General features: G+C 65.4%; 27 protein-coding genes. 10 read left to right on the top strand and 17 right to left on the bottom strand.

Going from position 1 to position 25492, the window contains the following annotated elements; all coding sequences use genetic code 11:
* Positions 1-67: 67 nt before the first annotated feature.
* The 3 genes from CLM60_RS14125 to CLM60_RS14115 are packed head-to-tail and all read left to right on the top strand — an operon-like array spanning position 68 to position 2843.
* Positions 68-955: an ABC transporter permease gene (locus CLM60_RS14125; protein ID WP_095589775.1), complete on the top strand. Its 888-nt coding sequence runs from the start codon at positions 68-70 to the stop codon at positions 953-955.
* Entirely contained in the window at positions 952-1758 is an 807-nt protein-coding gene (locus CLM60_RS14120; RefSeq protein ID WP_095589774.1) for an ABC transporter permease, read from the top strand. The genes CLM60_RS14125 and CLM60_RS14120 overlap by 4 nt, the downstream gene beginning before the upstream one ends.
* Complete coding sequence (locus tag CLM60_RS14115; protein ID WP_245848419.1) at positions 1755-2843, top strand: ABC transporter ATP-binding protein; 1089 nt, start codon at positions 1755-1757, stop codon at positions 2841-2843. The genes CLM60_RS14120 and CLM60_RS14115 overlap by 4 nt, the downstream gene beginning before the upstream one ends.
* 77 nt (positions 2844-2920) lie before the next feature.
* Here CLM60_RS14115 and CLM60_RS14110 read toward each other — a convergent pair whose 3' ends face one another.
* From CLM60_RS14110 to CLM60_RS14055, 12 genes are all read right to left on the bottom strand, one after another.
* Complete coding sequence (locus tag CLM60_RS14110; RefSeq protein WP_095589773.1) at positions 2921-3538, bottom strand: TetR/AcrR family transcriptional regulator; 618 nt, start codon at positions 3536-3538, stop codon at positions 2921-2923.
* Positions 3531-4400 (bottom strand): polyphosphate kinase 2, encoded by an 870-nt coding sequence (gene ppk2, locus CLM60_RS14105; protein ID WP_095589772.1) that lies wholly within the window; start codon positions 4398-4400, stop codon positions 3531-3533. The genes CLM60_RS14110 and ppk2 overlap by 8 nt, the downstream gene beginning before the upstream one ends.
* 43 nt (positions 4401-4443) lie before the next feature.
* Positions 4444-5373, bottom strand: coding sequence for an alpha/beta fold hydrolase (locus CLM60_RS14100; RefSeq protein WP_342745127.1), 930 nt, complete (start codon positions 5371-5373; stop codon positions 4444-4446).
* 7 nt (positions 5374-5380) lie between these two features.
* Positions 5381-6304, bottom strand: coding sequence for a homoserine O-acetyltransferase MetA (metA, locus tag CLM60_RS14095; protein WP_095589771.1), 924 nt, complete (start codon positions 6302-6304; stop codon positions 5381-5383).
* A 44-nt stretch (positions 6305-6348) separates the two neighbouring features.
* A complete protein-coding gene (locus CLM60_RS14090; RefSeq protein ID WP_095589770.1) occupies positions 6349-7209 on the bottom strand; it encodes an ATPase in 861 nt (286 codons plus the stop codon).
* 128 nt (positions 7210-7337) lie between these two features.
* A complete protein-coding gene (locus tag CLM60_RS14085) occupies positions 7338-8462 on the bottom strand; it encodes an OmpP1/FadL family transporter (protein ID WP_095589769.1) in 1125 nt (374 codons plus the stop codon).
* Between the two features lie 124 nt (positions 8463-8586).
* Positions 8587-9444 (bottom strand): DMT family transporter, encoded by an 858-nt coding sequence (locus CLM60_RS14080; protein ID WP_095589768.1) that lies wholly within the window; start codon positions 9442-9444, stop codon positions 8587-8589.
* Positions 9444-9806: a hypothetical protein gene (locus CLM60_RS14075; RefSeq protein ID WP_141246527.1), complete on the bottom strand. Its 363-nt coding sequence runs from the start codon at positions 9804-9806 to the stop codon at positions 9444-9446. Before CLM60_RS14075 ends, CLM60_RS14080 begins: the two co-directional genes overlap by 1 nt.
* Entirely contained in the window at positions 9796-10083 is a 288-nt protein-coding gene (locus tag CLM60_RS14070; protein ID WP_095589766.1) for a putative quinol monooxygenase, read from the bottom strand. Before CLM60_RS14070 ends, CLM60_RS14075 begins: the two co-directional genes overlap by 11 nt.
* Entirely contained in the window at positions 10080-11645 is a 1566-nt protein-coding gene (gene guaA / locus CLM60_RS14065; protein WP_095590709.1) for a glutamine-hydrolyzing GMP synthase, read from the bottom strand. The genes CLM60_RS14070 and guaA overlap by 4 nt, the downstream gene beginning before the upstream one ends.
* A gap of 39 nt (positions 11646-11684) precedes the next feature.
* The gene (locus CLM60_RS14060) at positions 11685-12905 is read right to left on the bottom strand and encodes an MFS transporter (RefSeq protein ID WP_095589765.1); all 1221 of its coding nucleotides are present in this window, start codon (positions 12903-12905) and stop codon (positions 11685-11687) included.
* 98 nt (positions 12906-13003) lie between these two features.
* Positions 13004-14278 (bottom strand): OmpP1/FadL family transporter, encoded by a 1275-nt coding sequence (locus CLM60_RS14055; RefSeq protein WP_176473886.1) that lies wholly within the window; start codon positions 14276-14278, stop codon positions 13004-13006.
* Between the two features lie 276 nt (positions 14279-14554).
* Here CLM60_RS14055 and CLM60_RS14050 point away from each other — a divergent pair, with 276 nt between their 5' ends.
* Positions 14555-16093 carry a trimethylamine methyltransferase family protein gene (locus CLM60_RS14050; protein WP_095589763.1) on the top strand — a complete coding sequence of 513 codons (1539 nt, stop codon included), beginning with the start codon at positions 14555-14557 and terminating at the stop codon, positions 16091-16093.
* A gap of 27 nt (positions 16094-16120) precedes the next feature.
* Here CLM60_RS14050 and CLM60_RS14045 read toward each other — a convergent pair whose 3' ends face one another.
* Entirely contained in the window at positions 16121-16423 is a 303-nt protein-coding gene (locus CLM60_RS14045; protein WP_095589762.1) for a DUF6477 family protein, read from the bottom strand.
* 240 nt (positions 16424-16663) lie between these two features.
* Between CLM60_RS14045 and CLM60_RS14040 the strand changes: the two genes are divergently transcribed.
* On the top strand, positions 16664-17776 hold the full coding sequence (locus CLM60_RS14040) for a DUF6456 domain-containing protein (RefSeq protein WP_176473885.1): 1113 nt from the start codon (positions 16664-16666) through the stop codon (positions 17774-17776).
* 12 nt (positions 17777-17788) lie between these two features.
* Here the strand turns inward: CLM60_RS14040 and CLM60_RS14035 are convergent, their stop codons facing one another.
* Both CLM60_RS14035 and CLM60_RS14030 read right to left on the bottom strand, forming a co-directional pair.
* A complete protein-coding gene (locus CLM60_RS14035) occupies positions 17789-18505 on the bottom strand; it encodes a VIT1/CCC1 transporter family protein (protein WP_095589761.1) in 717 nt (238 codons plus the stop codon).
* 119 nt (positions 18506-18624) lie between these two features.
* Complete coding sequence (locus tag CLM60_RS14030) at positions 18625-19173, bottom strand: peroxiredoxin (protein ID WP_095589760.1); 549 nt, start codon at positions 19171-19173, stop codon at positions 18625-18627.
* Between the two features lie 538 nt (positions 19174-19711).
* Between CLM60_RS14030 and CLM60_RS14025 the strand changes: the two genes are divergently transcribed.
* The 3 genes from CLM60_RS14025 to CLM60_RS14015 all read left to right on the top strand — a co-directional run bounded on the left by CLM60_RS14025 (position 19712) and on the right by CLM60_RS14015 (position 22106).
* Positions 19712-20320, top strand: a complete 609-nt coding sequence (locus CLM60_RS14025) for a Hint domain-containing protein (RefSeq protein ID WP_176473884.1) — start codon at positions 19712-19714, stop codon at positions 20318-20320.
* A gap of 109 nt (positions 20321-20429) precedes the next feature.
* Positions 20430-21380 carry a lipoyl synthase gene (gene lipA, locus CLM60_RS14020; RefSeq protein ID WP_095589758.1) on the top strand — a complete coding sequence of 317 codons (951 nt, stop codon included), beginning with the start codon at positions 20430-20432 and terminating at the stop codon, positions 21378-21380.
* Between the two features lie 174 nt (positions 21381-21554).
* The gene (locus tag CLM60_RS14015; protein WP_095589757.1) at positions 21555-22106 is read left to right on the top strand and encodes a regulator; all 552 of its coding nucleotides are present in this window, start codon (positions 21555-21557) and stop codon (positions 22104-22106) included.
* Positions 22107-22141: 35 nt separating this feature from the next.
* On the opposite strand, the gene CLM60_RS14010 is transcribed toward CLM60_RS14015, so the two are convergent.
* Together CLM60_RS14010 and hpt are read right to left on the bottom strand one after the other, a co-directional pair.
* Positions 22142-23005, bottom strand: coding sequence for a hypothetical protein (locus tag CLM60_RS14010; protein ID WP_141246526.1), 864 nt, complete (start codon positions 23003-23005; stop codon positions 22142-22144).
* 76 nt (positions 23006-23081) lie between these two features.
* A complete protein-coding gene (hpt, locus tag CLM60_RS14005; RefSeq protein WP_095589755.1) occupies positions 23082-23639 on the bottom strand; it encodes a hypoxanthine phosphoribosyltransferase in 558 nt (185 codons plus the stop codon).
* A 69-nt stretch (positions 23640-23708) separates the two neighbouring features.
* Between hpt and CLM60_RS14000 the strand changes: the two genes are divergently transcribed.
* Positions 23709-24158, top strand: coding sequence for a type II toxin-antitoxin system RatA family toxin (locus CLM60_RS14000; RefSeq protein ID WP_095589754.1), 450 nt, complete (start codon positions 23709-23711; stop codon positions 24156-24158).
* 19 nt (positions 24159-24177) lie between these two features.
* The gene (locus tag CLM60_RS13995; protein ID WP_095589753.1) at positions 24178-25491 is read left to right on the top strand and encodes an MmgE/PrpD family protein; all 1314 of its coding nucleotides are present in this window, start codon (positions 24178-24180) and stop codon (positions 25489-25491) included.
* The last annotated feature ends 1 nt before the right edge of the window (position 25492 follow it).

The raw sequence follows: 25492 nt of genomic DNA, 5'->3' as shown, positions 1-25492 counted from the left end.
GGAACGGACCCCCTTGTCTGCGGCGGGATTTCCATTAATGCTGGAACGGCGAACAGCAGGGGTGGGCATGGCAGGACAGGATCGGACGGGCCGGTTTTGGCGCTCGGATGCGGCCAGCGGGTTGATCCTGGTCAGCCCCACCGCGCTTTATGCCATCCTGCTTTTGGCGGTGCCGGTGGCGATGGTGCTGGCGATCAGCTTCTGGACCCAGAACTATCTGGAAATCGACCGGACCTTTACCCTGAAAAACTATGCCGAGGCGCTGAGCGAGCCGCTGTATCGCCAGCTGATGCTGCGGTCGCTGACGATCTCGGGCGCGGTGACGCTGACGACGGTGGTGCTGGCCTTTCCCATCGCCTATTTCGTGTCCTTCCATGTCAGCCCGTCGCGGAAATCGCTTTGGATTTTCCTGATCACCATTCCGTTCTGGACCTCGTACCTGATCCGGGTATTCCTGTGGAAGGTGATCCTGGGCTTCAACGGGGTGCTCAACACCTCGCTTCAGGGGCTGGGATTCATCGACGAGCCGCTGACCTTTATCCTGTATAACGCCAATGCGGTGGTGATCACGCTGGCCCATGCCTATGCGCCCTTTGCGATCCTGCCGATTTTCGTGGCGCTGGAAAAGATCGACCGCTCGCTGCTGGAGGCGAGCCAGGATCTGGGCGAAAACCGCGTGACCACATTCCTGCGGGTGACGCTGCCGCTGGCGATGCCGGGCGTGGTGGCGGCCGTGCTGATCGTGTTCATCCCGACCATCGGTGATTATGTGACGCCGCGCCTTGTGGGCGGGCCGAACGGGCTGATGATCGCCAACATGATCCAGACGCAGTTCCTGAAACTGAACAACGCGCCGCTGGGTGCCGCGCTGGCGGTGATTGCCATGGTGATGGTGTCGACCATCGCGCTGATCTTTGTCGGGCTGAACCGGCGTTACCTGCGGGGGCCGAAATGAGGGGGGGCTGGCTGCGGATCTATGCGCTGCTCTATCTGGTGTTCCTGTACGCGCCGATCATCCTGCTGCCGCTTTTTGCGTTCAACAACGGCTCGATCATCGCCTTTCCGCTGCAGGGGTTCACGACCCGCTGGTTTGTCGAGCTGACGACGATCCCCGCGCTGCACACCGCGGTGCTGAACAGCCTGATGATTGCCGTGACCACCGCCATCGTGTCGACCGCCCTGGGCCTGTGTGCCGCGCGCGCCGCGACCCGGTACGAGTTTCCGGCCAAGCGCGGGATCATGGGGCTGATCATGGTGCCGCTGGTGCTGCCCGAGATCATCGTCGCGGTGTCGCTGCTGGTGGTGATGCTGCAACTGGGGCTGGGCCTCAGCGCGATGACGGTGATCCTGGGCCATGTGCTGATCTGCACGCCGTTTTCCATCGCGATCCTGAATTCGTCCTTCCAGAACCTGGACCGGTCGCTGGAAGAGGCCGCGTTTGATCTGGGCGAGACCCGGTTTTCCACCTTTCGGTTGATCACCCTGCCGCTGATCATGCCGGGCATCATCTCGTCGCTGCTGATCGCCTTCACGATCTCGCTGGACGAATTCATCATCGCGTTTTTCCTGACCGGGAACGAACCCACATTGCCGGTATACCTGTGGTCGCAGCTGCGCTTCCCGCAAAGGATCCCGGTGGTGATGGCGCTGGGGACGATCCTTGTGGCGCTGTCGATCCTGCTGCTGACAACGGCCGAATATTTCCGCCGCCGGGGCATCGCCCGGACCGGCGCCGACGACACCGGAGGTTTCCTGTGACCCGACCCCTGATCGAGCTGCGCGATGTACACAAATACTATGGCGACTATCACGCGCTGCGCGGGATCACGGCGCAGATCGGGCAGGGGGAGTTCTTTTCCCTGCTGGGGCCATCGGGCTGTGGCAAGACCACGCTGTTGCGGACCATCGCGGGGTTCGAGGGGATCAGTTCCGGCGCGGTGCTGCTGGATGGCCAGGACATGGACCGCGTGCCCGCCAACAAGCGCCCGACCAATATGGTGTTCCAGTCCTATGCGATCTTTCCGCATCTGAGCGTGGCCGAAAACGTGGGCTTTGGCCTGCGCAAGCGCGGCGATCTGAACGCCCAGGCCAAGCGCACGCTGGTCGAGGACGCGCTGGATATGGTGGGGCTGGGCGGTTACGGCAAACGCGCGGCGCATGCGCTGTCGGGCGGGCAACGGCAGCGGGTGGCGCTGGCGCGTGCGCTGATCCTGAAGCCCAAGGTGCTGTTGCTGGACGAGCCGCTTTCCGCGCTGGACCGCAAGATGCGCGAGCAGATGCAGGTCGAGCTGATCAAGCTGCAACGGCATGTGGGCATCACCTTCATCCTGGTGACCCATGACCAGGAAGAGGCGCTGGTCATGTCCGACCGGATCGCCGTGATGTTCGAGGGCGAGATCGCCCAGCTGGACGACCCCGAGGTGATCTATAAACGCCCCGCAAGCCGCAAGGTCGCCGATTTCATCGGGATCATGAACTTCCTGCCCGCGCAGGTGCTGGAGGAAAGCGGCGCGGGCGTGACGGTCGACATCGCCGGGCTGGGCCGGGCGGTGCTGGACGCGGGCCAGATCACCCGCGGGTCCGGTAACGGGGCCGAGGCCGGCCTGCGCCCCGAGACCATGACGCTGCTTTACGAGGGGCAGAGCGCGCAGGGCGAGGTGGTCGAGGGCCGGATCGAGGAGGTCGTCTATTACGGCGACATGACCTATTACTTCGTCGCGCTGCCGGGGATCGACACGCCGGTGCAGCTGTCGATGCGGAACCTCTTTGGTCGTGACGTGCTGGCCGTGGGGGACACCGCGCGGGTGGTGTGGAACCCCGGTTCGGTCATGCTGTTTCGCTAGGGCGCCGCGCTGCGCGCGGCGGATTTTGCGCTGCGCGCGTGAGTATTTGGACCAAGAAGAAGGCCAAAGACTCGTCCCTAGCCATCGGGCGGGATCAGCCCCAGCCCGCGCAGATAGATGCCGATCCCCGATTCCAGCAGATCCTCGGGCGGGAAGGGGGTGCGCGCGCCGGGGGTGCCCCGGGTGTAGAGTTCGACCACGCCATGGCTGAGCGCCCAGATATGGGCCGAAAACATCGCCGGGGGCGGGCGCCGTTCGGGCGGGATGTGTTGGCTGAGCTCGGCCGCGGCCTTTTCCAGGATCGCCGTGGCGCGGGAGGCGGCGCGGGCCAGATCCGGGTTGGCATTCATCGACAGGCCCGCTTCGAACATCGCCATATAGTGACCGGGGAACTTGCGCGCAAAGGCCAGATAGGCGCGGCCTGTCGCCTCGAACGATGCCAGCGCTGATGGCTGGCCCTTGTCATAGGCGTGCTCCATCAGGTCGGCGAAGATCTCGAATCCCTGGCGGGCGATTTCGGCCAGCAGATCCTCGCGCCCCTGGAAATGCCGGTAAACCGCCGCCGGGGTCACGCCCGCGGCCTTGGCGGCCTCGGAAATGGTGAAGCCCTGGGGGCCCTTTTCCGTGATCAGCTTCAGCGCGGCATCGACCAGCGCCTGCCGCAGATTGCCATGATGATAACCGCGTTTAGGCATCCCAGATTTCGGGGCCTCCGCAGATCTTGGCGTCGGGGGTGCCCACGGCCTTGGCCGATTTGCCGGCATAGTCGATCCGGCCCAGCACGGTGCGCAGCGCGGCAAGGCGCGCGCGTTTCTTGTCATCGGAGCGGATCACGGTCCAGGGGGCGTGTTCGGTGTGGCTTTTGGCGAAGGTTTCGGCGATCGCGTCGGAATAGGCGTCCCACTTCTTCAGCCCCTCGACATCGATCCAGCTGAGTTTCCATTGCTTGAGCGGGTCTTTTTCGCGTTTCAGGAAGCGGCGCAGCTGTTCGGCGCGGCCCACATTCAGCCAGATCTTGACCAGCTCGATCCCCTCGTCGACCAGCATCTCCTCGAACTCGGGCAGCTGGTGGAAGAAATGCTTGCGCTGATCGGGGGTGCAGAAGCCGAACACATGCTCGACCACGCCGCGATTGTACCAGGAGCGGTCGAAGATCGCCAATTCGCCGCCGGCGGGGAGCTGCTGGACATAGCGCTGGAAATACCACTGGCTGGCCTCGCGGTCCGAGGGTTTCGACAACGCCACAACCCGCGCGACCCGGGGATTAAGGTTCTCGCGCAAGCGTTTGATCGTGCCGCCTTTTCCCGCCGCATCGCGGCCTTCGAACACCACGGCCATGCGGCGGCCGGTTTCCTTGATGTCGGCCTGCATCTTGACCAGTTCGACCTGCAACGCGGCGATCTGCTCGTCATAGTCGTCGGTATCCATCGCCCGGTCATAGGGATAGCTGTCGGACAGGATGTCCTTCTTGCCGCCGTCGCGGATCGCCTGGCGCACGGCCTCGGGTGCTTCGGTTTCGAAAAACTGACTGATCGCCCCATCGAATGGCAGGTTCATCTGCGTCTCCTTGCTTGTCCCGACTGTAGGGCGAAGTGGCGGGTCAGCGCAATCCGGCGCGGGTGGCCGCGCGGTGGATCGCCGCCAGCACCGCACCTTGGGCGGCGTGATGCGGCATGTGGCCGATGCCGGGCAGGCGGGTCAGATGGGCATCGGGCAGATCACGCAGCAATTGCAGCGCATGCAGGTTGAAATCGACCACATCGTCGGCGGTGCCGTGCAGCATTTCGACCGGGACCGTGATGCGGCCGTAATCGGTGCTCATGGCGCGGATCTCATCCTTGAGCGCGGCGCGCTGGTCGGCATTGCTGCGCAGGGTCTGGCGGCGGGCGGACAGGGCGGGGCCGAAATGGCTGGCATAGCCCTGTGGCGGGTCCTGGGGGTCGAACGCGCCATCGACGGCGTTCTGCAGGTAACTGTCGGGCACCAGCGCGGTGATCAGCGGCACCGCCAGCGCCTGTCCCAGCGGGTGGCTGGTCACGCGATAAAGCGTCGGCAGCCCCGTGGGCCAGGGGTGGCTGGGCGCGGAAACGGTGATCAACCCGGCAACCGCGTCGGGATGGGTCAGCGCCCAGTTCAGCGCCACCGCCCCGCCATAGCTTTGGCCCAGCACCAGCGGCCGGTCGGCCCCGAGCGCCACGGCGGCCCGGTGCAACAGGTCGGCCTGGCGCGCCAGCAGGTGACCGTCGGGGGCCGGGTCGCTCCACCCCAGGCCGGGGCGGTCGAAGGCGATGACGCGGAAATCCCGGGCCAGTTGCGGCACCAGATCGAAGGTGAAATCGCGCAGGTTGCCCGAGGCGCCGTGGATCAGCACCAGATCGGGGCCGCTGCCGGTGACGACGGCGTGGATCCGCACCCCGTCCACGGTCACGAACTGCCCCAGCGGCGGAAATTCCTGTTCGGCCGCGCGTTCTCGCGCATTGGCGCGCAGATGCACGCCACCGGCCACCGCCCCCAGGGCGAGGGCCATCATGCCAAGGCTAAGTCCCAATCTGCGCAATCTCAAACGGCGTGCTCTGGTAAATTTCGTTGATCCAGTTGCCATATAGAAGATGCGCGTGGCTTCGCCAGCGGTTCATCGGATTTTTGCTGGGATCGTCGCCGGGGTAATAGTTCTGCGGCACGTTGATCGACGTGCCGTTTTCGACATCCCGGTCGTATTCTTCCTTGAGCGTGCCGCTGTCATATTCGAAATGGTTGAAGATATAGAGCGCGCGATGGCCCGGATCCTCGACCAGGCAGGGGCCGACCTCGGCGCTGCCCAGCAGGGTGCGCAGGCCGGGGGCGGCGTCGATCTCGCTCTGGCGCATTTCGGTCCAGCGGCTGACGGGGATCACGCAATCGTCGGAAAACCCGCGCAAATAGGGCGAGGCCGGCGCCAGATTCTGATGCCGGAAACAGCCGAACGCCTTGTGATCCAGCATGTGTTTCTGCACGCCGTGGAAATGGTTGATCATCGCCATGCCGCCCCAGCAGACGCCAAATGTCGACTGCACATGGGTCTGGGTCCAGTTGAAAACGTCTTTCAACTCGTCCCAGTAAGTCACCTGATCGAAAGGCAAATGTTCGATCGGCGCGCCGGTCACGATCAGCCCGTCGAATTTCTCGCCCGTGGCGCGGACATCCGAAAACGGGCGATAGAACTCTTCCATGTGCTCGGCGGCGGTGTTCTTGGTCTCGTGCCCGCTCATGCGGATCAGGCTCAGCTCGATCTGCAGCGGCGTGGCGCCGATCAACCGGGCGAACTGGGTCTCGGTCTGGATCTTCTTGGGCATCAGGTTCAACAGTCCGATGCGCAGGGGGCGGATATCCTGCCGCGCGGCCCGGCCTTCGCCCATGACCATCACCCCTTCGCGCGTCAGAACGTCGAAGGCGGGCAGGGTCGAGGGCAGTTTGATCGGCATGGGTCAGGTTCCTGTTGCGGCAGGCCCGTCAGATAGGCGGAAACTCAGCGGGTCTCAAGGGCGCGGGCGATCAGCGCATCGAAATCCGCCGCGTCGCGGACCTGGGCCACGTCCTCGGCGGTGACGGTCACGCCCCAGTTGCGCGCCATGGCTTCGTAGCGCGGCTGGCGGTGGGCCAGCGCCTGGGCATAGGTCCAGCGGATGAAGTCATCCGGATCAACTTCGGTCTCGACCGTGTTGAATTCCTTCAGATAAGCCTGCCAGACCTGATCCAGGAAGGCCGGGTCATAGGCCATGGGCTTCGGCGCCTTGTCGAAACGCCGGATCAGCTCGGCCGTGTGCGCGTCGGACCCTTGGATCCAGACCATCAGCGTGTGTTGCGACAATTCCGACAGGACGGGATCCTGGGCGTCATCGGGGTTGACCCATTCGCAGATCGACCCGCCGGTGTCGCAGATGAAATGTGGATAGTGATAGAGCCGCTCGGCCCGGTCGATGAAATAGCCGGTGTCCATCAGCGCCGCGATCTCGGCCCGGCGGAACTGGTCCTGGCGGCGGCAATATTCGACATATGGCAGCCCGCCGCGCGTGGGATCGCCCGGCTTGCCCAGATAGCTGGAGACCGGCGTGAGGTTGTGAAAGCTGGTATTCGAGCCGATATGGATCGAATCCGACATCAGCAGCTCGCGCAGGAACGGCACCTTCATCGCCTCGGCCTTGGCATTATCGGCGATGTATTCCCCCATGTAGCGGGTGCCGATGCGGTAATCGATGGAATAGTGGAACCACCCGCCGCTGGCGCGCAGCATGGTCGACAGATGCGTCTTGCCCAGGCCGGACATGCCGAAGAACAGGATGCGTTTGCGCGTGGCGGCCTGCCAGTCCGCGGCGGATTGGTAAATCATGTGGGGCCCTCGATCCGTATCGACCCGTGTGGTAGCCAGCCCCGCTGAGCCGGTCAAATGCAATCGACGGGGCGCAACGAAAAACGCCCGCCAGGGGGGGCGGGCGTTTTCATCGCGTTGCAGGTGGCTCAGAACCGATAGGCGACCTTGAAGCCGATGCCCACCACGTCGTTGTTGTCGAACTCGGCCCGTGCGGTGTCGGGGGTGCCGGTTTCGGGGTTCGCGTCACCGACCATGGTATAGCTGATCCCGCCCGACAGTTCGAGCATCGGCGTGGCCTTGTAGGTGGCGCCGATCGAGATCTGCTTGAACCCGGTCGAGGGCGCCAGCGGCGAGACCAGCTTGTCGTCCGCGTCCTCGTAAGCCAAAGTGATCGCACCCGACCATTTTTCGTTGAACTTGCGTCCGATGCCCAGGCGATAGGTCGTGGTGTCGTTCAGATCGATCAGTCCACCGGGGACCTGTGCGACGAAGAGTTCGGGGTCCAACCGGAATTGCGAGTGTTTCACATGCCGGATCGAGCCGAACAGCAGCGTGTCGGCGGCGATGCCGCTCTGGAATTCCAGGTTGAAGGATTCCGGTGTCTTGACCTTCGTCTTCGATGTCCCGTTCAGGAACGGCAAGGCACCGGACTCGGTCGTGTCCATGTTGTGCTCGATTTCCGAATTGTAGGTGAAGGCGATCCGCATCGCGATATCGGGCCGTTCATAGGCCACACCGGCGACATAGCCAAAGGCCTGATCGCGATCCAGCTCGACATTATAGCCGCTGAACGGGCCATAGGCCGCACCGCCAAGGGTGATTTCGCCGTAAGCCTGCTGTGCGCGGATACCGCCATAGGCGCTGAAATTCTCGTTGAACTTGTACTTCAACAAACCCGTGATCGCGCTGGTATTGGCATAGGCCGAGGTCCCGTCCAGCAGGGCCGGCTGAAACGGCAGAACACCGTCATAGCGGTATTTGACATCGGCACCGAAGGGCTTGTCGAAGATGATCGCCGCGTCCAGCGTTTCATTGATGTTGAACTTCAGCGCCGCCGACGCCAGACCGTATCTGTCGGTCACATTGCTGATCTCGTTGTCCAGCACGTCCTCGCCATCCAGCGTGGGCTTCACGCTGGCAACGCTGAACTCAGCATAGTTGCCCTTTTCGAACAGAACCTGCGCGGATTGCGTGGTTCTTTCGATCCCACCGGCCAATCCTGGCGTTGCAGCGATCACCGCAACGGCCACTCCTCCCAAAACACGTGTCATTTCTCGTCCCATCACGTTTTATGTTGTTCAAGCACGCTACAGCCCGACATTTTATTACGTCAATCATTGACGCCACGTCAGAGGTCGTAGCGGAACCTTTCGCCCGTGGCGTGTCGTTTTTGACCTATTTTCCCTTAAGATTGAGTAAATTGGCCCCAAGGATAACGCCGCCGCCCACCAGCACCCACAGGTCCAGCGATTCGGTGTAAACCATTGCACCCACAACCGATATCACCGGCAGGCGCAGGAAATCCACCGGCATGACCACCGATGCGGGCGCCAGCGACAGCGCCTTGGTCAGGCAGAAATGCGCCGTCAGCCCCGCCGCGCCGATCACCGCAAGCCAGGGCCAGGTCTGGATCGTGGGCCAGCCGATCCGGCCGTCGAACCCGGCGCAAATCAGCCCCAGCGTGGCCTGCATCAGGGTCAGCCAGAACAGAATGCACAGAACGGATTCGCTGCGCGTCAGGCGCTTGGTGAAGATCGCCGAGCCCGCAAAGCCGATCGCCGCCGCCGCCGCCGCAAACAGGCCGGGGCTGAGCTGGCCGGGGTCGGGACGCGTGACGATCAGGATGCCCGCAAAGCCCAGCACGACCACCAGCAGCTTGCGCGGGGTCAAACGCTCGGCCAGGAACAGCGGCGCCAGCAGCGTCACCCAAAGCGGCGCGGTGAATTCCAGCGCAAAGACCTGCGCCAGCGGCAGCACGGTCAGCGCATAAAACCACAGATTCTGGCCGGTGAAATGGCTGATATTGCGCAGCAGATGCGTGCCCAGGTGGCGGCGGCTGATCTGGTGAAACCGGCCCAGCAGCGTGGCCGCCGCCAGCACGATGCCCAGCCCGATCAGCGAGCGATAGAGCATCAGCTCGAACGTATCGAGCTCGACCTGAACGGCGCGGCCCGCGACGGCCATGGCCGAAAACGCGGTGATCGTGCCGATCATCCAGGCCATGGCCTGCAACATCTGCCGGTCGGGCCGCATTACTGTGCCATCACCGAACAGCAGCCGACGATCATCTCGGGGCCTTCGATGCCCGGCAGGGCCAGTTCCGCCGTCACCGGCAGGGTCGCGCCCAGCACCGGACAGGCGCGCGGGGCCAGGATCACCGGGATGCGGTGCGGCCCCGAGGTCAGGGTGTGGGCGCTGGCGGTATCGGCGGGGATGCGCGCGGCGGGCGGATCGACCCGAAAGGCGGTGCCGGGATAGAAATCGAACTGGGCCGCGCCGTGGTCGATGAACAGCAGGAACCGGGGCGAGGCACCCACGCACATATAGGCCGCCTGGGCCCCGGTCACGATGCCCGCGACCAGCGCCGCGCTCAGTGCCAGCACCCTAGGTGACATGATCGATGCTGTAATGGCGCGGGATACCGGCCGTGACCTGCGCCCAGTCCGAGGCACCGGCGCGGGCCTGATGCGCGTCGAACGCGGTCTGGTCGGTGAACAGCTCCGACACCAGCAGACGCCCCGGCACCGACGGATCGGGCGTCACGTCGAAGGCCAGACAGCCGGGTTCGGCGCGGGTCAGGCGGATATGGTCGGGCAGGGCTGCCATCACCGCCGCGCGCCGGTCGGCGGGCACGTCGATATGGCCGGTCAGGCGGATGCGCGGGCCGGTCATTCCCATTCGATGGTGCCGGGCGGCTTGCTGGTCACGTCATAGGTCACGCGGTTGATGCCCTTGACCTCGTTGATGATGCGGGTCGCGGTTTCGCCCAGGAATTCGTGGCTGAACGGATAGTAATCCGCCGTCATCCCGTCGACCGAGGTCACCGCCCGCAGCGCGCAGGCATAGTCATAGGTCCGCCCGTCGCCCATCACGCCCACGGTGCGCACGGGCAGGATCGCGACGAAGGCCTGCCAGATCTCGTCATAAAGCCCGTGCTTGCGGATCTGGTCGATATAGACGGCGTCGGCCTCGCGCAGGATCTCCAGCTTCTCGCGGGTGATCTCGCCCGGGCAGCGGATCGCCAGGCCGGGGCCGGGGAAGGGGTGGCGGCCGATGAAGCTGTCGGGCAGGCCCAGTTCGTGGCCCAGCGCGCGCACCTCGTCCTTGAACAGTTCGCGCAGCGGCTCGACCAGTTTCAGGCCCATCTTCTCGGGCAACCCGCCCACATTGTGGTGCGACTTGATCGTGACCGACGGCCCGCCGCTGAACGACACGCTTTCGATCACATCGGGATAAAGCGTGCCCTGGGCCAGGAATTCGGCGCCGTCGATCTGGTCGGCGTATTTCTGGAACACGTCGATGAAGAGCCGGCCGATGATCTTGCGCTTGGTCTCGGGGTCGGATTGGCCGTCCAATTCGCCCAGGAACAGATCGGCCTCGTCGGCATGGATGACCGACAGGTTCATGTGGTCGCGGAACATGCCCACGACCTCGTCCGCCTCGTTCTTGCGCAGCAGGCCGTGGTCGACGAAGACGCAAGTCAGCTGGTCGCCGATCGCCTCGTGGATCAGCGCCGCCGCGACCGAGCTGTCGACGCCGCCGGACAGGGCGCAGATCACCTTCTTGTCGCCGACCTGTTCCCTGATCTTGGCGACCATCTCGTCGCGATAGGCGCCCATGGTCCAGTCGCCCTTGAACCCGGCCATGCGGACGAAGTTCTCATAAAGCGTGGCGCCGTTGGGGGTGTGGTGCACCTCGGGGTGGAATTGCACCGCCCAGAAGTTCCGCGCCGGATCGCCTGTGATCGCGAAGGGGGCGCCGGGCGAGGTGCCGTAAACCTGAAACCCCGGTGCGATTTCAGAGACATGGTCGCCGTGGCTCATCCAGACCTGCTCGCGCCCTTCCAGGAACCAGCCGGTCAGCAGGTCGGGCCGGGTTTCGGTCGCGGTGACATAGGCGCGGCCGAATTCCGCGGTGGCGTGTTCGCCCGCTTCGACCTTGCCGCCCAGATCGTGCATCATCACCTGCTGGCCATAGCAGATGCCCAGGATCGGCACCCCCAGTTCATAGGCCGCTTTCGGCGGGCGGGGCGAGCCCGCGCGCATCACCGAATCCGGCCCGCCCGAGAAGATGATCGCGCGGGGCGCGAAGTCGGTCAGAAAGGCGTCGGTGACGTTCTGATAGGGGTGAATTTCGCAATAGACATTCAACTCGCGCAGGCGGCGCGCGATCAGCTGCGTCACCTGGGAACCGAAGTCGATGATCAGAAGGCGGTCATGGGTCTGGCTGTTCATAACCAGCCAATAGGCAAGCACGCGATGCGGCGCAAGGGTCTAATCGACATGATCGGGGTGACGGTATTCGCGGATCGTCAGTGTCAGCAGCGCCGCCAGCAGGCCCGAGGCCGGGATCGTCAGCATCGCCGGGCCGAACGCGCCGCCCGCCGCGTCGATCAGCGCGCCCAGCAGCGGCTGGAACACCAGCGCGCCCGCGATGCCGATCATGTTGACGAAAGCGATGATCGTGCCGGAAACGGTGGGCGGGTGCCCCTCTTTCGCCATCGCAAAGCTCAGCATCTGCGCCCCGTTGAAGGTGCCGGCGGCAAAGAGCAGCCCCGCCAGCGGCACCAGCCCCAGCCCCGGCAGGAACAGCGCCGCGCCATAGGTGGCCGCCGTCAGCAGGGTGCAGGCCAGCACGATGTATTTGCGGTGGCCCAGCCGGTCCGACAGCCAGCCCGCCGCCACGCTGCCCAATGCCATGCCCCAGAACAGCATCGACACCGCCAGCTCGGCCTGGGTGTCGCCCAGCGCGCGGTCATGCATCAGCTGCGCCTTGCCCCAGAGCCCGCCATAGACATTGACCGGTACGTAAAACAGCGCCCCCATCAGCGCGATGCGCCAGACCCGTCCATCGCGCAGCAGCGGTTTCAGCGTGTGCAGCGGGTGGCTGCCCGGCGCGGTTTCGGGCGCGTCATCGCCATCGTGCAGGAACAGCACCGCCAGCCCGAAGATCAGCGCGCCGACGCCCGCAAGCTGGAAACAGACCATGCGCCAGCCCTCGGCCTGGATCAGCCCCGAAAGCCAGACCGCGCCGATGGCCGTGCCCAGCATCCCAACCGCATTGACCAGCCCCGACAGCAGCGCAAAGCGCGTGGGCGCAAAGCGGTGGTTGACCACGTAAAGCGCACCGACAAAGGCGAATGACGCGCCCAACCCCGTCAGCGCCCGGGCCAGCCCGCCGATCACCGCCGCATCGCTGGCCGCAAACAGCGCGACACCCGTCGCACAGACCGCAATCGCGGGCAGAACCAGCCGCCGCGCGCCATACCGGTCCAGCAGCACGCCCACCGCGATCTGCATCGGCGCATAGACCCAGAAAAACAGGCTGGAGAGCGTCCCGGTCCCGGCGCTGCCCAGCCCGTACCAGGTGCCGATGCCATCCGTGGCCAGGCTGGGAAGGATGCGGGCGACGAATTCGAACAGGAAGAACACGGTCGCCACGGCAAAGGCCAGCCAGGCGCCGAGGGTGACAGGGGTTTTGGGCGTCTGGCGCATGGTGTGGGTCCGTCATTGTTGCGCGACCAGCGATACCCCTTGGGCCGCCAAAGGCAAGCATCGATCCCCCCGCGCGCAAGGGGCGCGAGGGGCAGCGGTCACCAGCGATAGGTCATGCCGATGGCAAGCTCGTCCTGCCGCATGCGGATCTTGACCGGTTGCGTCGGCGCCAGCGCTGGATTGGTCCCCCTCACGCTGTTTTCGAACGCATGGGTATAGGACGCGGTGATCCCCCAATGGTCGTCCAGCTTGTAACTGGCCCCGACCGAGGCATGCCATTGCGGCGTGGCCGGCGCGACGATGTTCAAAAGCGCATTTTCGCCATCGGTGAATTCGGTCGCATAGGACAGCCCGCCGCGCAGGGTCAGGCGCGGGTTGGCCTGATAGATCGCGGCGACGCGAAGGACATCCACATCCTTCCAGCCGAATCCCGGCCCGTCATCGGCGCCGAAGGGGGCTGCCAGCGATGTCGAGCTGTTGGCCAACGCCTTGATATCGCCATAGAAAATGCGCTGCGCCCCTGCCGTCAGGGTCAGGCGCGGGGTATTGGGCGGGCGATAGGCGGCGCCGATCGTGGCCACGGCGGGCACGTCGAACCCGCCCTGTTCGGCGAAGAGGCCGGAATATTTGTCGAACTCCTCCATCTGCATGCGGGAGCGATAGGCGGCGCCGAAGCTCCATTGTGCATTGGGCTCGTAAAGGACCCCCAGGTTGAAGCCGAAGCCGCTCGACCAGTCATCGCCATTGTTGGTCATGTTGGCGGGATCGGCGGAAAAGCCGGTGAAGTTCTCGAACCCCGTGGCGCTGAACCGTTGCAGCGCATAGATGGGCGAAAACCCGACCGCCAGCTTGTCGTTCACCTGATAGCTCAGATTGGCCGAAAAGAACGCCTGTTCCAGGTTCACGCCCAGGGGCGCGGTGCCCGCGGGGCCATAGCCGGGGACAAAGACATTGGTGTCGTATTCGGTGTTCATACCGCCATTGCCGAACATGAACAGGCCCAGCGCCGCCCGGTCGCTCAACCGGAAATTCGCGCCGCCGCAGGGGATGAAGAAGATGTCGTTCTTGCTTTTCTGCGTGCCGGTCTGCAACCCGCCCGCGCCATCGACGGTAAAGCCCCGGTCGGGCGCGAATGTGGTCAGACAGAACCCCGCCGAATTGCCGATCTTGTTGCCCATCGCGGGGTTTTGCGCCAGGCCCAGAACGCCCGTGGGCACCGCCACACCGGCGCCCGCCATGCCCTTGGATCCGCCGCCATAGCCGTTGGCGATATAGCCGTTCGTGGCCGCCGCCGGGGTGGCCAGCTCCACCGCCAGGCACAGCGTCACACAGGCGCGCACCGGAACCCGGCGGCGCAGATTGTCGATCTTCATGAATCTCTCTCCCTTGGTGGTGCCCCGTTTCCTCCCGGCACCGTTGGCCTGACCTTTTTTCGTGTTCGGGACGGCGGTCGTGGCCGTTTTTTGATCGGTCCCGACCTTCATATTTACATATTCAGATATTTGATAAATAAATTTCTGGATGCCGCCCCGCGTGCCGCGCATGTCGCTTTCCCCCCAAGATGGCCGGTTTTTAGCCGCCGGGCGCGGCGATCTGGGATATATCCGATGCATCGAGGGGCAAGGCCCCCGCAGCCCGGAGGTCCGCAAATGGAAGAAGTTCGCAGCAAACGTCGCGCACGCGGTGGCGGGGGCAGCGCCCGCCGGGCCGAGCGTGGGGCGGTGTCGTTCGACAGCGCCCGTTTCATCGAGCGTCAGATCCCGAACCTGGAGCTGTTGAACGACGAGGCGCTCGAGATCATCGAGGCCAATGCCGAAACCGTCCTGGAAGAGATCGGCGTGGCCTTTGTCGAAAACCCCGCCGCGCTGGACCGCTGGCGCGCGGCCGGGGCCGATGTGCGCGGCGAGCGGGTGCATATCCCGCGCGGGCTGGCGCGAAAGCTGTGTGCCACGACGCCGGGCCGTTTCACCCAACACGCCCGCAATCCCGCCCGCAATGTCGAGATCGGGGGCAAGTCGCTGGTGCTGGCGCCGGTCTATGGCCCGCCCTTCGTGCGCGATGCCGCTGGCGGCCGCCGCTATGCCACGATGGAGGATTTCCGCAAATTCGTGAAGCTGGGCTACATGTCGAAATGGCTGCACCATTCCGGCGGCACCGTGTGCGAACCCACCGATGTGCCGGTCAGCAAGCGGCACCTGGACATGCTGATGGCGCATATGACGCTCAGCGACAAACCGTTCATGGGGTCGGTCACCGAACCCAGTCGCGCACGCGATTCCATCGAGATGGCCGAGATCCTGTTTGGCGGGCTGGACGACCGGACGGTCATGACCTCGCTCGTCAACATCAACTCGCCGCTCACCTTCGATTCGGTGATGATGGGCGCGCTCGAGGCCTATGCCGCCGCCAATCAGGCCTGTATCGTGTCGCCCTTCATCGTCGGTGGGGCGATGGCGCCGGTGTCGGTCGCGGGCACGCTGACGCAGGTCCTGGCCGAGGTGCTGGCCGGTGTCGCATACAGCCAGCTGGTCCGCCCCGGCGCGCCGGTGATCTTTGGCGCCTTCGTCGCCTCGATCGACATGAATTCCGGCGCCCCCACCTTCGGCACGCCCGAGGCCAGCCAGATCCTTTATGGTGCGGGGCAACTGGCCCGGCGCATGGGGCTGCCGTTCCGGTCGGGTGGGGGGCTGTGCGGGTCGAAACTGCCCGATGCCCAGGCGGCCTATGAAAGCGCAAACACGCTGAACGCGGCGCTTCTGGGCGGGGTCAACTTCATGCTGCACGCCTGTGGCTGGCTGGAGGGCGGTCTGGTCGCCAGTTTCGAGAAATTCGTGATGGATGCCGACCAGCTGGGCACGCTGCACAAGATGGCGGGCGGGGTCGCGGTCGATACCGACGCCCAGGCGATGGATGCCATCCGCGAGGTCGGGCCGGGCGGTCACTATCTGGGCTGTGCCCACACCCAGGCGCATTTCAAGGATGCGTTCTGGCGGACCCAGCTTCTGGACTACAAACCGTTCGAGACCTGGGAGGAAGAGGGCGCGCGCGATACCGTGACGCTGGCCGCGGCCCGGGTCGACAGGATGATGGCCGACTATCAGCAGCCCGCGCTGGATCCGGGCGTGCACGAGGCGCTGACCGACTATGTCGCGCGCAAAAAGGAAACGCTGCCGGACACGATGGTCTGACAGCGTTCGGGGGCCTGGGCGGCGGGCTCAGGCGCCCGCCGGACCGTCGCGGTTGACCGGGATCAGCCGCGCCTCGGCCATCATGGCGATTAGCAGCTCGATATGGCGGCTGATCGAATAGGCCGCATCGCCCGATTGCCGGGTTTCCTCCAGCCGTGCCTCCTGTTCGATCAACGCGCCCAGCGCCTGGGACGGGCTGGGCAGGCGCGCCCCCCGCAGAAGCCGCCGCAGATCGCGGTCGCGGCGGTAATCCGTCATGCCGTACCGCGCGGCACGGATCAGAAGCCGGGGACGGCGCAGTGCTTTCACAAGGGTCAGGGTATCGGTCATCGGTCAGCCTCCGGTTGATGTGTCGGGACCATATTGAACAACCTGAGCGGGTGTTGCGGATGGCGGCGATCCGGCGAACGTCGGTTTAAGAAGGGTTTATCGAAAAGATTCAATTCTTCGCAAAGGCCGTTCCTTTAACGGCTCGGTAAGAAATACACGCATAGGTAGAATTCGCTTCATCCAAGGGAAGGGATGGCGCTGCGCGACAACCAACCGGGGGATCTCGTGTCCAGGGAAGGCATGATGGCTCAATCTGCAACGGCGGCGATGATGCCGCTCTGGGTGCCCGATACAGTCAGATTCTATCTGGCCCATACCGAAACGGGCCAGACGATCCGAAGCCTGGCGCGCGCCTGCGGCCTGCATCCCTCGACCATCCTGCGGCAGATCCGGCGATGCGAACAGCGCCGCGACGATCCGCTGGTCGACAGCGCCCTGACCCGGCTTGGGGCGGCTTTTCTGCCAATCAATCAACAAGAGGACAGCCAAGACATGACAGCTCCCCTGCGCCCGCTGCGCACCCCGGTCGATGACGCCACCGTCAACCGTGAAGCCCGCCGTATCCTGCGGCGCCTGTGCGAAACCAACGCCTATCTTGTGATCTCGCCCGAACTGGAAAAGGCGGCGGTGCTGAAGGACAGCGGCGACGCGCAGCCCACGCGGATCGCGGTAATCGAGCGGGTGGTGGCCGAGGCGTTTGCGTTGAACGACTGGATCCTGTGCGACCGGCCAGGGCGCATCGCCACCTATCGCATCACCGGGGTGGGGCGCAGCGCGCTGAAACGTCTGTTGGCCGAGGACACCGGCCGCCAGCCCGGCTTTGCCGAGGCGCCGATGCCCTTTGCCGATCAGCACCGTGTCTGGGCGACGCGTGAAATCCCCGATGCCGCGGGCGAAAAGGCGCAGAAGATCCGCTATAACCTGGCCGAAAGCCCGCTGGCGCTGCTGGCGCGGCGCAAGGACAAGGATGGCCGCCCCTTCCTGTCGCCGGAGCTGGTCGCGGCGGGCGAGCGCCTGCGCGAGGATTTCGAGCTGGCCCAGATGGGGCCGCGCGTGACCCAGAACTGGGACCGGTTCCTGACGGCGGGCGACCGGGGCAGCTTCGGCGGCAGCGGCCCGGCCGAGGGGCCGCGCGCTGCGCGTGACCGGGTGGCCGGCGCGCTGCGCGAGCTGGGACCGGGGCTGGGCGATGTGGTGCTGCGCTGCTGCTGCTTCCTCGAAGGTCTGGAAACCGCCGAAAAGCGCATGGGCTGGTCGGCCCGGTCGGGCAAGATCGTGCTGCGGATCGCGCTGCAACGGCTGCGGGCGCATTACGACGCCCAGGCCGGGATGGGGGGCGATCTGATCGGCTAGGGTGCCCCCCCCTCAGCCCCCCACCAGATGACCGACACCGAAGGCGATCGCGGCGCAAAGCCCGCCGATCACCACGGTTTCCCCGACCGAGCGCGCGACGGGTTCGCCCGTCGCGTTCGACCGCAACAGGCCCAGCGCGGTCAGTGCGACGAATGTGGCCCCGACCGACAGCGCGAAATTATGCGAGCCGTCGGCATGGATGAAATAGGGTGCCAGCGGGATCGACCCGAACAGCAGGAACGCCAGGAATGTCACCAGCCCGTTCATTCCCGCAGGCCCGTCCGCCGGGGCGGGTTGGTCGGCGCTCCATCGCATCAGCAGCTCGGTGGTCACGCCTTCGTCCCCTTGCAGGCAGGCGGTGATCCGGGCGGCATCGGCGGGGGCCATGCCGCGCCGTTCGAACTGCGCGGCAAGATCGCGCGCGGCCTCGGCCGGGTCCAGCCGGACCCGCGCCTGAAGATCGCCGCGCCGCGCCTGATAAAGCTTGCGCTGCGATCGCGCCGACAGAAACTCGCCCAGCCCCATCGACACGCCATCGGCAAACAGGTTCGCCAGCCCGAAGACCAGCACCGCCAGCGCCCCGATCTGGGCGGTCCCGTCGGCCGACGCCCCGGCAAAGCCCGACACGACGGCAAAGGTCGTGACGATGCCGTCATTGCCGCCATAGACGATCTGTTTCAGGAATTGTTGCGTTCTGGCGAGGCGGCCGCTCAACGTGCTGTGCGCCATGGCTGACTTTCGGATCGGTGTGCGCCCCGACTATGCCCCGCGCGCCGCGAAAGCGCATCAAAAAACGGGCGCCCGATCCCCGGACGCCCGTCTGAAATCCGATCTGTGGCCGCCCGATATCAGGCCGCGGCGCCCTGTGCGTCCTCGACCAGCCAGTTCAGCACGGTCTCGGGCGAGGACACGCCATAGGGGTCTTCGGCGTGGTTGTCGGCCAGGCCCGGCTCTTCGAACCACGCCTCGATCACGCCATCCTTGACCACGGCGGCATAGCGCCACGAGCGCAGCCCGAAGCCCAGATTGTCCTTGTGCACCAGCATCCCCATGCGGCGGGTGAATTCGCCCGCGCCATCGGGGATCACCTTGACGTTTTCCAGCGCCTGCGCCTCGGCCCATTTGTTCATGACGAAGCTGTCATTGACCGACATGCAATAGATCGCGTCGACGCCCTGGGCCGCGAAATCGGCAAACCCGTTTTCAAACCCGGGCAGCTGATAGGTCGAGCAGGTCGGCGTGAACGCGCCCGGCAGCGAAAACAGCACCACGCGCTTGCCGGCGAAATAATCGTCGGTCGTCATGTCCTGCCAGCGAAAGGGGTTCGGGCCGTCGATGCTTTCGTCGCGGACACGGGTGCGGAACGTGACCTGGGGCAGCTTGTGACCTGTTTTCATCGGACTCTCCTGTCGATCTGAAATGAGATTGCTGCGGGGCAGCATGATCTGATCCGTGCTTAGAACGATTCCAGACAGCGCTTCAACGCCAATATCCGCCCGGGCGCGGATCGGCGGCAAAAAGCCATGCCGTTGCGTAAATTCAGGGCAGGGGGCCACAGGTTTCGGCACGCCCGTGGCCGGGGGCGGCGCCCGGCGGCGTTCATCTTTGTGGCCGCCCCGCGTCGGCGCGCCACAATCGCTAACGGCGCATCCACCGTGGCGGGGGCGGCTCAAGCGCCGAATCGGGCGCGGACGAATCGAATCGGACCGGCGCGAAGAGCGGCTATCCCCCTGAAATCGTGCCGAAACGGGCGATCTCGGTAAATGGAATCTTAATTGAGTTGTCGGCGCACGGCTAAATCAAAGGTTGTGCACGGCATTGGTTCTCGTGGCGAAAAGGTGCCATTTATGAGCCGCGGATATGACAAAAATCGGGCAGAATTGAGGGGCCCCAATTGGACAGGACGACATGACCCCATACCCGAGGAGAGACCCGATGTTCCACCAAGATCCCGCTCAGTTCGACCCCGCTCAGACCGACGCCGCCCGCATCGTCGCCCCGCACCGGCCCACCGCGTTTCGCGGCCTGACCGGCGGCACGCTGCTGGAAACCGAAAGCGGCTGGCGCCCGGTCGATGCGATCACCGTGGGCGACCGCATCCACAGCTTCGACGGCGGTCTGCGCCAGGTACAGGCGGTGCGCCGCCATTTCGTCACCCGCGACGCGCTGATCACGGCGGGGATCCTGCCGGTGCGGATCGCTGGCGGCACGCTGGGCGCCTGTAGCGACCTGGTGCTGATGCCGGGGCAGGGCGTTCTGTGCCCGGTCGAGGCCGCGCGCCATGGCGGACAGGAACACCGGCTGATCGCCGCCCGCGACCTGCGCGACCGTGCGGGCGTGGCTCAGCGCCCGGCTCGCGCGGCGCTGGCACTGACCGAGCTGGGCTTTGCCGAGGAAGAGATCCTGTGGGCCAATACCGGCGTGCTGCTGCATTGCCCGGCGGCCGGGGCCTGGGACGCGCGCTGGGGCATCTATGCCCAGGATCCCGAACCCCGTCCCGTGCCCGCAATGCCCGTCCGCGCGCCGGTATCTGTGGCCGCCTGAGCGCCGGCGACACCGTCCTGCACCCGGCGCAGGGCCGGGTTGCGGCGGGGCGGCTTGGAACGGGCGCACAAACGCGCTAGAACCAGCCCATAGGCGGAGGAGGCCCAGCATGAGCACGCGCGACCTGAAGATCCCCGGACAGCGCCACCCCGAAAAGGCGCATCGCCCCGACAATGTCCAGCCGAAGAAACCGGCCTGGATCCGGGTCAAGGCGCCGGGCGGTCAGGGCTATGCCGACACCCACCGGATCATGCGCGAGCACAAGCTGACCACCGTCTGCGAGGAAGCTGGCTGCCCCAATGTCGGCGAATGCTGGAGCCAGGGCCACGCCACCATGATGATCATGGGCGAGATCTGTACCCGGGGCTGTACCTTCTGCAACGTCGCCACCGGACGCCCCGATGCGCTGGACGTGTTCGAACCGGGCCGTGTGGCCGATGCGGTGCAGAAGCTGGGGCTGAACCATGTGGTGATCACATCCGTTGACCGCGACGATGTCGACGATGGCGGGGCCGAGCATTTCGCCCAGACCATCCGCGCCGTGCGCCACCGCAGCCCCACCACCACGATCGAGATCCTGACGCCTGATTTCCTGAAATGCGCCGACAGCGCGCTGGAAACCGTGGTCGCGGCGAAACCTGACGTGTTCAACCACAATCTGGAAACCGTCCCGGGCCTGTACCCCGAGGTGCGCCCGGGCGCGCGCTATTTCCACAGCCTGCGCCTGTTGCAGCGGGTCAAAGAGCTGGACCCCACGATGTTCACCAAATCGGGCATCATGGTGGGGCTGGGCGAGGATCGGCAATCGGTGCTGCAGGTCATGGACGACATGCGCGCCGCCAATATCGATTTCCTGACCATCGGCCAGTACCTGCAGCCGACGCCGAAACACCACGCGGTCGACCGGTTCGTCACGCCCGAGGAATTCGCCAGCTATGAGAAAGCGGCGTTCGGCAAGGGCTTCCTGATGGTCTCGGCCACGCCGCTGACACGCTCGTCCTATCACGCGGGCGACGATTTCGCGCGGCTGCGCGAGGCGCGGCTGGCCAAGCTGGGCTAGGGGCCGCGCCCAACGCATCTGTCGCGCGCGCCGTTGGCTGCGTGCCAAATCCGGCGCTTTTTGCAGTTTTCTTGCATTTTCCTTGCAACAAACTGGCACATCCGCCGGGCGGGTATGCTCCTTTTTCACGGCTTGACGTTTCGTCGAACGATTCAAGCCTGACAGGAGGACAAGATGACAAAACTGACACGCCGCGAGGGGTTGGCGACCATCGGAACCACCGTGGCCGCCGTTGCCATGGGCGCCAATGCCAGCCGGGCCGCTTCCCAGGCCGCTGCTGCATTCGACCAGTCGAATGTCAAATGGAACACGGTCGAGGGGATCGATCACCTGTGGTATCACATCCTGAACGTGGACAAGACGCTGAACGTGGTGGACGTGCTGTTCAAGTTCGCTGCCAATGAGCGCATCGCGCTGCACAGGCACCATGCCGATTACAGCACCTTCATCATTCAGGGCGAGCTGCGGCTTTACGATGCCGACGGCACGCTGACCGAGATTCGCCCGACCGCCAGCTTCGTGCAGAAACCCGGCGGGGGCGCGCCCCATACCGAAGGCGGCGGCGACGTGGATTGCATCGCCTGGTTCAGCAACAAGGTCACCAACGGTCTGATCTATGAAATCCTGGGCCCCAATGGCGAAACGCTGGGCACGCTGGGCCTGCCCGAGTTCGAGGCCCTGATGCAGGCGCAAGAGGAACCGGTGCAGCCGATCGTCCCCGGCTGATCCGGTGCGGCGGCATCTGGCGCGGGGTCAGGGGATCAGAACTGCAACCCGACAGAGGCGCCAAGCCAGGTGTCGCCATCGCCATGGGCGGCGGCCGCGTCCAGCACGACGTGGCGGCCCAGGGTGTAGCGCGCCGCCGCGCCCAGATAGCTGTCGTCCAGATCCTCGGTCGGCAGGACGGAAAACAGCGTCGCTGACAGCCGGTCATTCACCGGCAGGGTCGCGGCCAGCTCGGCCAGATCCGGCGCGTCCTGTGCGCCGGCGGTGAAATAGCTGGCGCTCAACCAGGCTGATCCCAGGGCGGTGCCGCCCTGGATCTTGGCGTTCAGATCGCTGTCGCCGGGGCCATCGACCCATTCGGTCGCGACCGAAAACTGCCAGTCCTGAACCGCGAACCCGGCGCCGAAGCTCAGCAATTGCGTGTCGGTCCGGTCGATATCGTGGGCCGATACCGCCCAGCCCAGATCGTCCGCGCCCGCGCGATACATCAGCCCCAGCGGCACGCCCGCGCCATCGGCGGCGACGGCGGTGGCGTGGCTGCGGGTGGAACCGACAAAGCTGATGCCCAGGCTGGGAAAGGCGTGATCGACCGCGGCCACCGCGAATTGGTCATAGGCCGGGCGCGGCACGCCCGCAGACAGCTGCCCGCCGCCCAGATCGACAAACAGCGTGGCATAGGTTTCGTGGGGATGCGTATCCTCGGTCCAGACACCGTACGAGCCGAAGGCCAGCCCGCCCGATCCCAGCCGGTACTGCCAGTCGAAATCGGCAAACACCGTTGCCTCGGTCCCGGTATCGGTATCGACCGCGCCCAGCCGCAGCTCGCCCTGCAACGGCTCGGCCCGCAACGGCAGGGCAATCAGGCCAAGGGCCAGTGTCAGGGGGGCGGCACGCGTCATGGTTGATCCTTTGTTCCCGCCCAGCATATGCCGCAACTGCGAAAAGGCCAAGCCCCGGCTTGTGATCACCTTGAGATCACTGGGGTTTTTCGGACACATCCACAAACCGCACCTTGCCGATAAAGGGCAGGTTGCGGTTGCGTTGGGCATAGTCGATGCCATAGCCCACGACGAATTCATCCGGTATCTCGAACCCGGTCCAGTCGGCCTTGACCGGCACCTCGCGGCGCGACGGCTTGTCCAGCAGCGCACAGACCCGCAGCCGCGCGGGATTGCGCCCCTGAAGCATGTGGATCACATGGCCAAGGGTGAAGCCGGTGTCGACGATATCCTCGACCACCAGCACATCGCGCCCCTCGATCGCGCCGCGCAGGTCCTTCAGGATGCGCACCTCGCGCGTGCTTTCCATCCCGTCGCCGTAAGACGATGCCTCCAGGAAATCGACCTCGACCGGCAAATCCAGCTCGCGCACCAGATCGGCGATGAACACGAAAGACCCGCGCAGCAGCCCCACCACGACCAGCTTGTCGGTATCGGCAAATTCGGCGCGTATCTCATGCGCCAGCGCCTCGACCCGGGCGGCGATGGTCTTGGCCGAGATCATCTCGTCGATGACATAAGGCATTTGCGGCATATGACCCCCTTGAAATTTTGCCGTCCATATCGGAAACCTCGGGGCCAGCTTTAACAAGAAAAACGGGCCATGCCGACCCATTCCGAAAGCCGAACGCTGCCCTATACGGCACAGCAGATGTATGACCTTGTGGCGGATGTGGCGTCTTATCCCGATTTCCTGCCCTGGACGGCGGCCGCGCGCATCCGCAGCCGCACACCCCGCCCCGACGGGGCCGAGGTGATGGAGGCCGACCTGGTGATCTCGTTCAAGGTGTTCCGCGAACGGTTCGGCAGCCGGGTGACGCTGTGGCCCGCCGACCGGCGGATCGACACCGAATATCTGGACGGGCCGTTCAAATACCTCAAATCGCACTGGACCTTCGCCGACCTGCCCGAGGGCGGCTGTTCCGTCGATTTCTTCGTCGATTTCGAATTCAAGAACCGCATCCTGCAGGGCGTGATCGGTGTGGTCTTTGGCGAGGCGATGCAGCGTGTCGTCAAGGCGTTCGAGGATCGCGCGGCGGCATTATACGGCTGAGCGCCGGGAAGGGGGGCACATGACGGCATTGGCACAAAAGCTGGCGGCGTTCGGCATCGGGGCCGTTGCCGGGGATGCCCCCTTTGACATGATGCGCCTGTCGCTGCTGGATTGGGCGGCCTGCGGCATCGCGGGGCGCGACGAGCCGGTGGCGCGGATCACGCGCGGTCTGGCGCTGGAAGACGGCGGCACGGCCGAGGCCAGCGTGATCGGCAGCCCAACCCGCCTGCCAGCCCGCGCCGCGGCGCTGGTCAACGGCGCGGCCAGCCATGCGCTGGATTACGACGACACGCATTTCGCCCATATCGGCCACCCGTCCGTCGCGGTGATCCCCGCGGCATTGGCCGTGGCCGTGGCCGAGGGCACGCGCGCCAGCGGCACCGATTTCCTGACCGCCGCGCTGCTGGGGGTCGAGGCATCGATCCGTGTGGGCGTCTGGCTGGGCCGGGCGCATTACCAGACCGGGTTTCACCAGACCGCCACGGCGGGTGCCTTTGGCGCCACCATCGCGGCGGCGCGGCTCTTGGGCTGTGACGCGCGGCAGATGACACAGGCGCTTGGGCTGGTGTCGACCCGCGCGGCGGGGCTGAAATCGCAATTCGGCACCATGGGCAAACCCTATAACGCCGGGATCGCCGCCGCGAATGGGGTCGAGGCCGCTTTGCTGGCCGCGCGCGGTTTCGTGTCGAACCCCGCCGGGATCGATGGGCCACAGGGCTTTGGCCCCACCCATGCGGGCGCGGCCGATGCGGGCGCGCTGGACGGGTTGGGCACGGCCTGGCTGTTCCAGACCATCAGCCACAAGTTCCACGCCTGTTGCCACGGCACGCACGCGATGCTCGAGGCTCTGGCGGAGTTCGATTGCGATCCCGCGACGATCACCGGCCTGACCGTCACCACCCATCCGCGCTGGCTGAGCGTCTGCAACATCCCCGCCCCCGAAACGGGGTTGGAGGCCAAGTTCAGCTATCGCATGACCGCCGCAATGGCGCTCTTGGGCCATGACACCGGGGCGATCGCCAATTTCACCGACGCGCTTTGCGCTGATCCCACCGTTGTCGCCTTGCGCGACAAGGTGACGGTGGTGGCCGATGACAGTCTGGCCGAAACCGCCGCGCAGGTGGACCTGACCCTGGTCGATGGCCGCGTGTTGACGGCGCGCCACGACCTGAACGCCCCCATGGCGCTGGACGTGCGCGCGGCCAAGCTGCGGCACAAGGCCGGGGCGTTGCTGGGCGACGATATTGCGACCCGGCTGTGGGATGTGACCACGGATGCGACGGGGCCGGATCTGGCCGCGCTGGGGGCGTTGCTGCGCGGCGATCAGGCATAGA

The organism is Actibacterium ureilyticum, assembly GCF_002285435.1.
In the GTDB taxonomy this organism is placed as follows: domain Bacteria; phylum Pseudomonadota; class Alphaproteobacteria; order Rhodobacterales; family Rhodobacteraceae; genus Actibacterium_C; species Actibacterium_C ureilyticum.
Note: the sequence above shows the minus strand (reverse complement) of the source record. Positions and strands in the feature narration are given on the sequence as shown.